The organism is Micromonospora rosaria, from assembly GCF_001567585.1.
In the GTDB taxonomy this organism is placed as follows: Bacteria; Actinomycetota; Actinomycetes; order Mycobacteriales; family Micromonosporaceae; genus Micromonospora; species Micromonospora rosaria.
Genome location: NZ_LRQV01000002.1, coordinates 96,267 through 108,821 on the forward strand (window position 1 = coordinate 96,267; position 12,555 = coordinate 108,821).

Below are 12,555 nucleotides of genomic sequence, written 5' to 3' on the forward strand. Positions count from 1 at the left end.
GCCTGTGACGCAGGCTGGCAAAGCCCGCTCGGAGCGCTGTCGAGCCTCGCTCGACGACCGCCGGTGCCCGTCGAGTCGTCCTCGATCCGCCTTCTAGCCGCCCGTGGCACCGTCGCTGCGACCTGACCGGAGTCGACCGGAGGTTCTGCCATGGCCACCGACGTCCTGACCTTCGTCGCGCTGCTGGGCAGCGGGACCACCGCCGGCGTGCTGTTCGCGGTGGCGTTGAGCATGGTGCCGGCGCTGCGCGCCATGCCGGTGGACCGCTACGTGCAGGCGCACCGGCTGCTCGGCCGCAACTGGGACCCGACCATGCCGATCGTGGTGCTGACCACGGTGGCGGCGCTGCTCGCCCTCGCCGTCGTGGTCGACCCGGTGCCGAGCCGGGTGGCCTTCGGCCTGGGCGCGGTCCTGATGGCGGCGGTCGCCGGCGTCTCCCACCTCGGCAACGTGCCCCTGAACCGGAGCGTGAAGTCGCTGCCGGCGGAGACCGTGCCCGGCCCGGACTGGGTGGACCCCCGCCCGGTGTGGGGACGGCTGCACCTGCTGCGGACCTCGCTGGCCCTGGCGGCCTTCCTGCTCGGCCTGGTCACGGTCCTCTTCGTCCAGCCCTGACCCGAGGAGAAGACATGCACCTCAACCTGAGTGGCCGCCGGGCCCTCGTGACCGGGGGGACCCGGGGCATCGGTCGCAGCATCAGCCTCGGCCTGGCCCGGGCCGGTGCCACCGTGGCCGCCTGCTACCGAGCCGACGACGAGGCCGCCGCCGCGCTGACCGACGAGCTGAAGCGGCACGGCGACGGGCACGTGGTGGTCCGGGCCGACGTCACCGACGCCGACGAGGTCGCCCGGCTCGCGCAGGAGGTCCGCACGTCGCTCGGCGGGCTGGAGATCCTGGTCAACAACGCCGGCATCGACGGGATGGACCCGTTCCAGAGCATGACGCCCGAGGAGTGGCACCACCTGCTCGACGCCAACCTGACCTCACTGTTCCTGGTGACCCGGGCGGCGCTGCCGCTGCTGGCCGACGGGGGCAGCGTCGTCAACATCGGCGGTGCCGCCGCGGCCCGGGGCGTACCGCTGCGGGCCCACTACGGCGCGGCCAAGGGCGGGGTGCTCGGCCTGACCCGCTCGCTGGCCAAGGAGCTGGGCGGGCGGCGGATCCGGGTCAACCAGGTGGCGCCGGGAATCGTCGAGACCGAGCCCCAGGCCGGGCTCCCGGAGGAGCTGTACGAGCGGTTCAGCGCGATGGTCGCGCTCGGCCGGCTGGCACAGCCGGAGGAGGTCGCCGACGTGGTGCTCTTCCTCGCCTCCGACCTGTCCCGCTACGTCACCGGAGCGACCATCCCGGTCGACGGCGGCATCTGAGCACCCGTCCGCTTCGGACCCTGAGGAGGAACCATGCCCTTCGCCGCCATCACCTACAAGGTCAAGCCCGGCCACGAGGACGAGATCGCCGCGATCTTCGCCGACTTCCAGCGGGCGGACTCCCCGATCCTGCACGACGACGACGGTGACGAGGTGGGGATCATCCTCGCCACTGGACTCTTCATCAAGGACGACACCATGGTCCGCGTCATCCAGTACGAGGGCCACCTGTCCGACGTGGCGAGGCACATGGCGGGGCAGGCCGGCGTGCACACCGCCGAGGAGCGGCTCGCACCGTACCTCGCCGAGGCCCGCGACACGAGCACGGTCGAGGGCTTCCTGCACTACTTCGAGAACAGCACCATGCGCTCCATCCAGCAGCTCAGCGTCCCGGCGGAGCTGATGGCCGACATCCCGATCGAGCGGTACCGGCAGTCCGCGGCGGGACGCGCGTGAGCGCCCGGTCGTACGCCTTCCTCGGGCTGGGCACGATGGGCTCGGCGATGGCGGGGAACCTGCTCGACAACGACCTGCCGCTGGTGGTCTGGAACCGCACCCCGGCCCGGGCGGCGGCGGTGGTGGCGGCCGGCGCCCGGCTCGCCGCGACACCGGCCGAGGCGGTCGCCGGGGCCGACGTGGTGGTGGTGAGCCTCGCCGACGAGCCGGCGCAGCGCGACGTCCTGTTGACGCGGACCCTGCCGGCCCTGCGCGCCGGAACGTGGCTGGTCGACACCTCCACCGTCTCCCCGACCTGGTCGCGGGAGGTGACCGCGCGGTTGGCCGGGCACGGCGTCACCCGGGTCGAGGCGTGCGTCCTCGGCAACCCCGAGCAGGCCCGCGCGGGGGCGCTGCGCGTCTTCGCCGGCGGACCCGCCGCGCACGTCGAGGCGGTACGCGACGTGCTCGACGTACTCGGTCACCAGGTGCTGCACGTCGGCGACACGGGTGCCGGCGCCACCCTGAAACTGGTCTTCAACCTGCTGCTCGGCGCGCAGGTCACCTCGCTCGCCGAGGGCGTGGCGTACGGGGTCGGGGCCGGCCTGGACCGCGACATGCTGCTGACCGCCGTCGCCGAGAGCGGCTTCAGCTCGCTGGTGATGAGCTTCCGCGCGCAGATCATGCGGCAGCGCAGCTACACCCCGGCGGCGTTCCGCAGCACGCTGATGGGCAAGGATCTCGCCCTCGCCCTGTCCGAGGCCGCCGGGCTCGGGGTCGACCTGCCGGTGACCGCGGCGGCGGCCGGGCGGTTCGCCGAGGTGGCCCGGCGGGGCGACGGGGACGCCGACGCCGCGGTCGTCGTCGAGCACGTCACCGGCCGGTGGGCGCCGGGACCCCGCACACCGCTGCCCGAGGGACCCCGGTGACCGCCGACCGGTCCGGCTCCGGCGCGCTCGCCCCGGGCCACCCGGCCGCCGCCCCGGACCGCGCGGCCACCGCCCCGGCACCACCGGTCACCGGCACGCCGCCACCGGCCGCGGGTACGCCGGGCCGGACGTTCTTCGGTCAGCCCCGGTGGTTCGGCACGCTGTTCATGGTCGACATGTGGGAGCGGTTCAGCTTCTACGGGATGCGGGCCATCCTGTTCCTCTACCTGGTGGCGCCGACCGAGCGGGGCGGCCTGGGGGTGCCGGCGGGTCAGGCCGCCGCGGTGTTCGGGCTCTACATGTCGACGGTGTTCCTGGCCGCGCTGCCCGGTGGATGGGTCTGCGACCGGCTGCTGGGCGCACGCCGGGCGATCCTGCTGGGCGCGCTGCTGATCGCGGCCGGGCACTACAGCATGGCGATCCCCACCACCACCGGCGTCGTCCTGGGGCTGCCGCTGATCGCGGCCGGCACGGGGCTGATCAAGCCGTCGATGGGCTCGATGGTGAGCCACCTCTACCGGGGCGAGACCGGCAAGCGCGACGCCGCCTGGTCGGTCTTCTACATGAGCATCCAGGTCAGCGCCCTGCTCGCGCCGGTCGTCACCGGCCTGCTGGGCGAACGGATCAACTGGCACCTGGGCTTCGGCGCGGCGGCTGTCGGGATGACCGTCGGGCTCGTCCAGTACGTGCTCGGCTCGCGCCACTTCGGTGACCTCGGTGCCGCGCCGACCGACCCCGCGCCGCCCGAGCTGCGCCGCCGGGTCGCCCGGTGGGTGACGGTCGCCGTGGTGGTGGCCGCGCTGCTGGTCGCGGTCGACGTGGCCGCCGGTACGTTCACGATCGAGCACGTGCTGGCCGTGATCGGCGTGGCCGCGCTCGTGGTGCCGGTGCTGACGTACCGGGCGATCCTGCGCAGTCCGACGCTCGACGCGGCGGACCGGCGGCGGCTGCGGGCGTTCCGGTGGCTGCTGCTCGCCTCGGCGGTGTTCTGGCTGCCGTACGACCAGGGCGGCTCGCTGCTGAACCTCTTCGCCGAGCGCCAGACCGACCGCGACGTCCTCGGCTTCGAGTTCCCGGCGAGCTGGCTGCAGTCGCTGCACCCGGGCTTCATCCTGCTGCTCGCGCCGTTGTTCGCCTGGCTCTGGGTGCGTACCGACCGGCGGATCGGCGTGCCGGCGAAGTTCGCCGCCGGGCTGGCCCTGATGTGCGCGAGCTTCCTGGTCATGGCGGTCGCCGCCCAGCGGGCCGCCGACGGTGTCCTGGTGACGGTCTGGTGGCTGGTCCTGGTCTACCTGCTCCAGGTCTGCGGTGAACTCGCGCTGGCGCCCACCGGCCTGAGTGCCCTGTCGCAGGTGGCTCCGCCGGCCCTGGTGGGTCAGCTGATGGGCGTCTGGTGGCTGTTCGCCGCGCTCGGCGTCGCGATCGGCGGCCAGGTGGCGCGGTTGGCGGACGTCGTACCCCAGACGGGGTACTTCGCGGGGCTGGGCCTCCTGGTGGCACTGGTCGCGACGATGGTGGCGCTGGGAGCCCGGCGACTGGGTCGCCACCTGGCCTGACCCGGCGGCCGACGGCCGTCAGTCCGCCTCCGTGCAGGCGACGGCCGTCAGGTCCCCGTCGGCGGCGGCGACGTTCAGCCACACGTCGCGGCCGAGACGCTGCCGGGCCCGCAGGTAGAGCGTCGCCGCCCGGCGCGCGTCGCGCAGGTCGAGGCTGCCCGCCCGGCGCAGCCGCGTGGGCACCCGGACGTTGTCCACGCCGCCGTCGGCCAGCACGGTCATCCACTCCTTGTCGGCGACCTCGTGGTGCAGCAGGCGGAGGTCGTGGTCGAAGAGGTGGACGTCCGCCGGGGTGGCCCCGTCGGCGATGCCCTCACCGAGGCCCCAGGTCGCCCGCACCGAGATCACCGCGTGGTCGACCGGGGCGGCACGGACCGGCGCCGCCGACCCGGTTCCGGTCGTCGACGTCGGGGTGGCGGCGAGCGGGTCCCGCGGCCGGGGGCCGACCCGTACGGCGGCCTCGGCCGGGACCAGCAGTTGCACCAGGACGGCCGAGCGGCCCCGGCCGCCGAGCGCCTCCGGCGGCAGCCTCGGGTCGGTGCTGCGGGTCGGGGCGGGCCAGGCGAGCACCTCGTGGACGGCGGCGGCGAGCCCGTCGAGGCCGACGATGTTCAGGAAGGTGGGCGGCATGCCGGCGACCGGGGACAGGTCGCAGCGGGAGCGGCGCACCACCAGCCGCGGCTCGGACTGGCCGGCGATCGTCTGCATCCGCGCGTACGCGGTGGTCAGCAGCGCCCACAGTTCGTCGAGTTCCCCCGCGAGCAGGTCGTACGGCGACAGCGCGGTCATGCAGAACGCCGGCGGCACCGGGAGTTCGTCGGCGAGTCCACTGAGGCACGCCATCTCGTCGCCGACGAGGTCCCGCTCACGGGCGCCTCGGTCGGTCAACCAATAGACACTGGACCGGCGGCTGTATTCTGCTCCGGGCTCGGCCACTTGCCGGCGACCTCCGTATCGGCTGCAGGGGCACCCCCCTGCGGAATGGCGATTGCCTGTCGGGGCGGACACCGCGCCGGCGAACAGGCGGAGCATCTCGGACTACATATTGATACGATCTCGGCCCGCTAAAGCAATAATCCATCCACGTACATCTTCCGAAGTAGTCGCGTTACTCCGGACGGATCCCGACCGACGGCGCGACCGAATCGCCGCGCCACCAGTCACCCCGTGTCCGACATGCGACAGCCAACGCGCCGGCAACACGCACACAACCCATCCGGAGAGTGCGACAAATATACCAAGACATCCGCTCGGGCCACCAAAAGGCCTAATTCCGGCGCTCCCCCGCCACCCGACATCCGCCGCCACGTCGACGGGGCGCACCGGAACAGGCCCCGACCGAGCCCCGGTCGAAGAATCGCGTGCCGGCCAACCTGCGACGGGCCACACCTCGGAGGGTTGGGCAGTTCAGCACGGGGCGGGCCCGCCACCCGGGAACCCGATGCGACGGCAGCGCCGAGTGGGGAGCGGAATTAGATCATTTGAAGTAAGCCTATGGGTGTAGCGCTTAGATCAAGATACTCCAGAAGGATCCACGGGAATACGCAGTGGGGAGTGACACCACCACCGCACGGTGCTACATTCATCGATGTCCAGCCTAGTATCGGGGGAGACTAGTGACTGATTTCAAAATCCTCGGCTCACTCGAGGTAATCAAGGGCGACCGTGACTGCACACCGAGCGCGCCGAAGTTGCGTGAACTACTCGCCCTGCTCCTGCTGCAATCCAACCGGGTCATTCCTACCGAGACCCTCGCCACGGAGCTCTGGCGGGGAGAAATGCCGCGCAGCGCCCAGGCCACCCTCCAGACCTACATCTATCAATTGCGAAAGATCCTCTGTTCCGAGCGCGGTGGCGAGAACCGGGACATCCTGATGACCCGCCCACCCGGATACGTCATCAACACGACCTGCGACCAGCTCGACGCGACCCGCTTCGATCACCTGGTTCGGAGCGGCCGGGCCGCACTCGACGACGACGATCCGGCCACCGCGAGCACGATGCTCCATTCCGGGCTGTCCCTCTGGCGCGGGGCCGCCCTCGCCGACGTCGAGCCGGGCCCCCGGCTGGCGGCGCACATCGCCTGGCTCGAGGAGACCCGGCTGACGGCGCTGGAGCTGCGCATTCAGGCCGACTTCCGGCTCGGCAGGTACCGGGAACTGGTCGGGGAGCTGCGTGCCCTGACGGCACTGCATCCGCTCAACGAGTGGCTCCACCGTCAGCTCATGATCGCCCTGCACGCCACCGGTCGACGGACCGACGCACTGGCCGTCTACCGGGACGTCCGGCGCATCCTGCGCGAAGAGGTCGGCCTGGAGCCCTCCCACCAGCTCCAGCACGCCCAGCAGGCCATCCTGGCGGACGCGCCGCTGAGGGAACTGGCCAGCTACTGACCCTCGGCCCGAGCCCGTCGGCACCAGCGGTCGTCGACCGCAGCTCGATCCCTCGCAGTGAGGATGAGGCCGGCCCCCACGCCACGCCGGGGCCCACCGAGATCCTCGCCGACAGGGACGGTCATCCATGAAGTCACCGCACCCGGCGGACCGGGACGTCCATCTGCCGTTCCCCTTCCCCACGCCAGACCTGCTCGAGCCGCCGCCAGAGTTCGCCCGACTCCGTGCCGAGCGGACTTTGGCCAGGGTGTCGCTGCCCACCGGCGACACCGCCTGGCTCGCCACCCGCTACGACGACGTCCGGACCGTGCTCGGTGACCACCGCTTCAGCCGGGCCGCCGCCGCGCGTCCCGGCGCCCCCCGCCTGCGGCCGGTTCCGCCGGACCGCGCGTCGATCATGTCACTCGACGCACCGGAGCACACCCGCCTGCGACGCCTGGTGGCACCGGCCTTCGCCACCGGGCGCGTGGAGGCGCTGCGCCCGACGATCGAGGCCACCGTGGACCGGCTCCTGACCGCCATGGCGCACACCGGCGGGCCCGTCGACCTGGTGCGGGCGTACGCGACGCCCCTGCCGATGGCGGTGATCTGCGAGCTGCTCGGCGTCCCGCACGACCGACGCGACGACTTCCGCCGCTGGACCGACAGCACCCTCCTGCTCCGACCGGGCGCGGCCGACGAGGTGGCCGCCGCCCGGGACGCGCTCTCGGCCTACCTCGGCACCCTCGTCGAGCAGAAGCGCCGGGAGCCGGGCGACGACCTGTTCAGCGTCCTGGTCACCGCGCACGACCAGGACGACCGGCTCACCCGTGACGAGCTGCTGACCTTCGGCTCCACGCTGCTCACCGCCGGCTACCACACGGTGGCGGCGGGCGTCGCCAACGGGACGCTCACCCTGCTGCGCCACCCGGGCACCGTCCAGCTCCTGCACGACCGGCCCGAACTGGTGCCGGTCGCCGTCGAGGAACTGCTGCGGCACACGCCGGCCGCCGCCAGTGGCGGCACCATCCGGGTCGCCGTGACCGACGTCGAGCTCTCCGGAGTGACCGTACGCGCCGGAGAGGCGGTCATCCCGGCCACCTCGTCGGCCAACCGCGACGGCTCGGTCTTCGCCGACGCCGACCGGTTCCGCCTCGACCGCGAGCACAACCGGCACCTCGCCTTCGGCCACGGCATCCACCACTGCCTGGGCGCCCGACTGGCCCGGATCGAGCTCGAAACCGCGATCAGCGGCCTCACCCGCCGCTTCCCCAGCCTGCGGCTGGCCGTACCGCCGACCGAGCTCGACTGGGGCGCCAGCTCGATGATCCGCGCCCTGCGGGCCCTGCCGGTCGCCTGGTGACCGTCCCGCCACCTCGGCGGCCGGTCGCCGGTCGTTCACGTCCCCCTCGGAGGAAGGTGCACATTCCATGCCTGTAGCACTTCGCCGGAACTCCGCCCCGGTCACCGCCCGGATGCTCGGCCTCGGCGTCTACCGCCCGAGCACCGTGGTCGACAACGAGGAGATCGCCCCGCAGGTCGGTCGGTCCGCGGCGTGGATAGAGTCCCGGTCCGGCATCCGGCAACGCCGGTTCGCCACCGACGAGGAGACCCTGGTCCGCATGTCGGTGACCGCGGCGCAGAAGGCCGCCGCCGCCGCCGGCATCGACGTGGCCGAGATCGACTGCGTGGTCGCCGCGACGACCACGCACCTCACCCAGATGCCGTCGCTGGGCTCGATGGTCGCGTACCAGATCGGCCGCCGCACCGCCGCCGGCTTCGACGTCTCCGCCGCCTGCGCCGGGTTCTGCCACGCCCTCGCCCTCGGGCACGACCTGGTCGCCGCCGGCAGCAGCCGCTACACCCTGGTGCTCGGCGCGGAACGCATCTCGGACATCCTCGACCGCTCCGACCCGAGCACCGCCTTCCTCTTCGCCGACGGTGCCGGCGCGGTGGTGGTGGGTCCCGGGAGACAGGCCGGGATCGGGCCGGTCGTCTGGGGCTCCGACGGGTCCCGGGCCGCCGCCGTCGGGATGACCGGCTACTGGCTGCCCGAGCTGCAGCGGGATCCGGAGCGGGCCTGGCCGGTGCTGGGCATGTCCGGCTGGCGGGTGTTCCGCTGGGCCACGAGTGAGCTGGCCCCGATCGCCCGGGCCGCCATGGACGCCGCGGGCGTCACCGCGCGGGACCTGTCCGCCTTCATCCCCCATCAGGCCAACCTGCTCATCAGCCAGGCGGTGGCGACGGCGCTGGAGCTGGGCGACGACGTCGTCGTCGCGACCGACATCCGGGAGAGCGGCAACACGTCGGCGGCGTCGATCCCGCTCGCGATGGACCGGCTGCTGCGCCAGAACGAGGTCACCAGCGGCGACCTGGCGCTGCTGATCGGGTTCGGGTCGGGCATGGTCTACGCGGCCCAGGTGGTCGAGATCCCCTGACCGCCTCGACCGGGCCGGGCCGGGGGCCGACGCTCCCGGCCCGGTCCACCGCGCCCCGATCCGGGTGGGCGCACGCGGCACCGCCCGGGGGGCGAGCCCTCCGGGCGGGTACCGTGCCGGCTCAGCGGTAGCCGGCTGTCCCCGTCCGCAGGGCCGGCCACTGCACGGGGTCGTGCCCGAAGACCAGCAGCGCGCCCTCCGCCCCGGCCAGGGCCACGAGCCGGGCGGTGCTGCGCCGGGTGTCCTCCTCGTGCAGGTCGAACGGCAGGATCGGCCGCTCCTGCGGGTCCGCCGCGATGCCCATCGGGATCGCGTCCCCGGCCAGCAGCACCGGCCCGTCACCGGGCAACCGGACCAGGACGGACTGGTGACCGGGTACGTGCCCGGACGTCTCGACCAGCTCGACGCCGGGCAGCAGGGTAGTGTCCCCGTCGACCAGGCGGTACCGCGCTCCGGGCACGTCCCAGCGGGGTCGGGTCCGGGCGATCCGGTCGATCCTGCCGGCCAGCGCGGCCTCGTGGTGCCGGCGCTGCACCACGAACTCGGCGTCGGGGAAGAGGGCGTGGTTGCCGGCGTGGTCCGGATCGAGATGGGTGCAGACCACCACGTGGATGTCCGCCGGCCGGAGGCCGAGCCCGTCGAGTACCCGGTCCACCCGCTCGTGCGGGGCGACCGTCAGCACACCGGCCGGGTCCGGGGCGTCGACCGGCGGCCCGGTGTCGACCAGCAGGTTCGTGCCGTCGTCGGCGCGGACCAGGTACCCCGGCACGGGCGCGTCGAGACCGGCGATCGTGCCCAGCCGCAGCAGGTGCAGCCTCATCGGGACCCGCCCCGGGACAGCACCCCGGTCAGAGCGTCGCGCAGGGCCTGCCCCGGGTCGGGCAGGGCGTCGGCCGCCGCCCGCCACGCGACGTGGCCGTCCGGCCGGACCAGCAGCACGAGCTGCGCGTCGGCGTACGGCTGCGAGCCCACCGGGTCGTCCAGCAGCACGTCGGCGCCGATGCGGTGGACGGTCACCGGCAGGTCCAGATCCGCCGCGACGGCCGCCACGGTGTCGTCGACCGCGGCCTCCGCGCCGAGCACGACGGTCCAGCCCGCGCCGAACAACGACAGCACGGAGGCCGGCCGGCCGTCGAGGCGTACCGGCGCGTGGGGGGCCCGGGTGCCCGGCGTACCGTCGCAGTGGTCCACCCAGACCGGGTCCGCGTCGGCCGGGACGGCGGCGGTGTCCCCGCCGACCACCGCCGTCGAGCGGTACCGCTGGCCGAAGTGGACGACCCGGTCCGGCAGGATCTCCGCCGAGCCCTCGAACTCCTCACCGAGCAGGACCGGCCGGTCCCGGGACCGCAGCACCGCCTGCTGCACCGTGGCGCGGGCCACCGGCAGCCGTTCCGACTCGTACGAGTCCAGCAGCTCCGCGCCGGCGACCCCACGCAGCACCCCGGCGAGCTTCCAGGCGAGGTTCACGGCGTCCTGGATCCCGGTGTTGGAGCCGAGGGCCCCGGTCGGAGGCATCACGTGCGCGGCGTCCCCGACGAAGAACACCGGCCCCCGCCGCAGCCGCGTCGCCCACCGTCCGGCCGCCTCCCAGGGCAGCACGCTCTGGATCTTGACGTCCAGGTCGGCGATGCCGGCCGCCGAGCGGACCAACGCCACGCACCGCTGCTCGGGGAAGTCCCGGGGGCTCTGCCCGCTCGCCGGGTCGTACATGACGTGCAGCAGCCAGTTGTCGGCGTTGTCGACCGGCACCAGCGCGCCCATGAGATCGGGGTTGACGACGTACGAGAGGATGAACCGCCGGTCGCCCAGCGGCGCCGCGAGGTCCGCCCGAAAGTGGATGTTGAGGTAGGTGGCGAGGGTGCCCTCGCCCTCGGTGCCGACCCCCCACCGCTGTCGCAGGGGGCTCTGCGGCCCGTCGGCGGCGACGAGGTAGCGGGCCCGGATCAGCCGCCGCTCCCCGGTGGCCCGGTCGAGCACCTCGGCCAGCACCCCGGAGTCGTCGACCGTCACGTCGACCAGCTCGGTGGCGAACCGGACGTCCGCGCCCAGCTCCACCGCCCGATCGCGCAGCACCGGCTCCAGTTCGTCCTGGTCGCACAGGCACCACCGGGCCGGGCTCAGGTCGGAGATGTCCACGTCGGTGTCCACGAAGTACGGTGCGTGCAACTCGCCGATGTCCTGGCCGGCCAGGCTCTCCATCGCCCGGATGCCCCGGTTGCCGGCCAGCGCCCGCCCGGACGGTGTCCCCCGCACCCGGCCGGAGATCCCCAGCACGTCGAACAGCTCCATGGTCCGGGCGTTCACCCCGCGCGCCCGCGGGTGCCTCGACGTCGTCTCGTGTCGCTCCACCAGCACCGGGGACGCTCCCCAGTGCGCCAGGAAGGCGGCCGTCGCGAGTCCGGCCAGCCCGCCGCCCACGATCAGCACCCCGGTCTCGTCCACCCGCATCGGTTTCTCCTTCTCAGCGACGTACGCCACGACCGGCCACGGCCACCGCGCGGGACCTCGGGTGGCCGTGGCCGACTGCATCGAGAAGCGGGAATGCCCGCGTGACCCAGGCTAGGGGCAGGACGGCGTACCGGACAAAGGCCCACCAGTCGCCCTCGACCACCCCGCGAGGCGGATCCGACCGCGTCTCGTGCCGCCGCACCAGCCCGGGTTGGTAGACCTGGGGCCGACCCAGGGGAGGCACCATGTCGATGCTGCACGGCAAGCGCCTGTTGGTGACCGGTGTCCTGACCGAGTCGTCGATCGCGTTCCGCACCGCCCAGGTGGCCATCGCCGAGGGCGCGCAGGTCCTGCTGACCGGGTACGGCCGGATGGGCCTGGTGGAACGGATCGCCGCCCGGCTGCCGGGGACGCCACCCGTGCTGGAACTGGACGTCACCGACCCCGCGCACCTGGCGGGCCTCGCCGACCGGGTGCGCCGGTACGTCGACGGCCTCGACGGCGTCGTCCACGCCGTCGGCTTCGCGCCGAAGGAGGCGCTGGGCGGGCGGTTCCTCCGGACCGGCTGGGAGGACGTGGCCCGGACGGTGCACGTCTCGACGTACTCGCTCGCCTCGGTGACCACGGCGGCGTTGCCGCTGATGGGCGCCGGCGGCGCGGTCGTGGGGCTCACCTTCGACGCCACGGTGGCCTGGCCCGGGTACGACTGGATGGGCGTGGCCAAGGCCGGCCTGGAGTCGTGCGCGCGGTACCTCGCCCGGGACCTGGGGCCGCGCGGCATCCGGGTCAACCTCGTGGCGGCGGGCCCCCTGCGGACGGTGGCCGCGCGGAACATCCCCGGGTTCGGTGACTTCGAGGCGGTATGGAAGGACCGGGCGTGCCTGGAGTGGGACGTGACGGACACCGGGCCGGCGGCGCGGGCCTGCGTGGCGCTGCTGTCGGAGTGGTTCCCGGCCACGACCGGCGAGATCGTGCACGTCGACGGGGGTGTGCACGCGGTGGGGGCGTAG

Annotated in this window: 12 protein-coding genes; 9 read left to right on the forward strand and 3 right to left on the reverse strand. The window is 73.5% G+C overall.

Going from position 1 to position 12,555, the window contains the following annotated elements:
* Positions 1-150 precede the first annotated feature (150 nt).
* From AWW66_RS01220 to AWW66_RS01240, 5 genes are read left to right on the forward strand one after another with little or no spacing between them, the layout of a single operon-like run.
* Positions 151-615, forward strand: a complete 465-nt coding sequence (locus tag AWW66_RS01220) for an anthrone oxygenase family protein (RefSeq protein ID WP_067359414.1) — start codon at positions 151-153, stop codon at positions 613-615.
* A 14-nt stretch (positions 616-629) separates the two neighbouring features.
* Positions 630-1,367, forward strand: a complete 738-nt coding sequence (locus tag AWW66_RS01225) for an SDR family NAD(P)-dependent oxidoreductase (RefSeq protein ID WP_067359415.1) — start codon at positions 630-632, stop codon at positions 1,365-1,367.
* Between the two features lie 33 nt (positions 1,368-1,400).
* Complete coding sequence (locus tag AWW66_RS01230; RefSeq protein ID WP_067359416.1) at positions 1,401-1,823, forward strand: SchA/CurD-like domain-containing protein; 423 nt, start codon at positions 1,401-1,403, stop codon at positions 1,821-1,823.
* Entirely contained in the window at positions 1,820-2,731 is a 912-nt protein-coding gene (locus tag AWW66_RS01235) for an NAD(P)-dependent oxidoreductase (RefSeq protein ID WP_157527051.1), read from the forward strand. Before AWW66_RS01230 ends, AWW66_RS01235 begins: the two co-directional genes overlap by 4 nt.
* A complete protein-coding gene (locus AWW66_RS01240) occupies positions 2,728-4,287 on the forward strand; it encodes a peptide MFS transporter (RefSeq protein WP_067359463.1) in 1,560 nt (519 codons plus the stop codon). The genes AWW66_RS01235 and AWW66_RS01240 overlap by 4 nt, the downstream gene beginning before the upstream one ends.
* 18 nt (positions 4,288-4,305) lie before the next feature.
* On the opposite strand, the gene AWW66_RS01245 is transcribed toward AWW66_RS01240, so the two are convergent.
* Complete coding sequence (locus AWW66_RS01245) at positions 4,306-5,175, reverse strand: PEP/pyruvate-binding domain-containing protein (protein ID WP_067359417.1); 870 nt, start codon at positions 5,173-5,175, stop codon at positions 4,306-4,308.
* A 728-nt stretch (positions 5,176-5,903) separates the two neighbouring features.
* On the opposite strand from AWW66_RS01245, the gene AWW66_RS01250 reads away from it, so the two are divergent.
* From AWW66_RS01250 to AWW66_RS01260, 3 genes are all read left to right on the forward strand, one after another.
* On the forward strand, positions 5,904-6,680 hold the full coding sequence (locus tag AWW66_RS01250; RefSeq protein ID WP_067359418.1) for an AfsR/SARP family transcriptional regulator: 777 nt from the start codon (positions 5,904-5,906) through the stop codon (positions 6,678-6,680).
* Between the two features lie 127 nt (positions 6,681-6,807).
* The gene (locus tag AWW66_RS01255; protein WP_067359419.1) at positions 6,808-8,022 is read left to right on the forward strand and encodes a cytochrome P450; all 1,215 of its coding nucleotides are present in this window, start codon (positions 6,808-6,810) and stop codon (positions 8,020-8,022) included.
* Positions 8,023-8,089: 67 nt separating this feature from the next.
* A complete protein-coding gene (locus AWW66_RS01260; RefSeq protein WP_067359420.1) occupies positions 8,090-9,097 on the forward strand; it encodes a beta-ketoacyl-ACP synthase 3 in 1,008 nt (335 codons plus the stop codon).
* A 121-nt stretch (positions 9,098-9,218) separates the two neighbouring features.
* Here the strand turns inward: AWW66_RS01260 and AWW66_RS01265 are convergent, their stop codons facing one another.
* Both AWW66_RS01265 and AWW66_RS01270 read right to left on the reverse strand, forming a co-directional pair.
* A complete protein-coding gene (locus AWW66_RS01265; protein ID WP_067359421.1) occupies positions 9,219-9,917 on the reverse strand; it encodes an N-acyl homoserine lactonase family protein in 699 nt (232 codons plus the stop codon).
* Positions 9,914-11,545, reverse strand: a complete 1,632-nt coding sequence (locus AWW66_RS01270; protein WP_067359464.1) for an FAD-dependent monooxygenase — start codon at positions 11,543-11,545, stop codon at positions 9,914-9,916. The genes AWW66_RS01265 and AWW66_RS01270 overlap by 4 nt, the downstream gene beginning before the upstream one ends.
* Before the next feature lie 245 nt (positions 11,546-11,790).
* Between AWW66_RS01270 and fabI the strand changes: the two genes are divergently transcribed.
* Positions 11,791-12,555 carry an enoyl-ACP reductase FabI gene (gene fabI, locus AWW66_RS01275; protein WP_067359422.1) on the forward strand — a complete coding sequence of 255 codons (765 nt, stop codon included), beginning with the start codon at positions 11,791-11,793 and terminating at the stop codon, positions 12,553-12,555.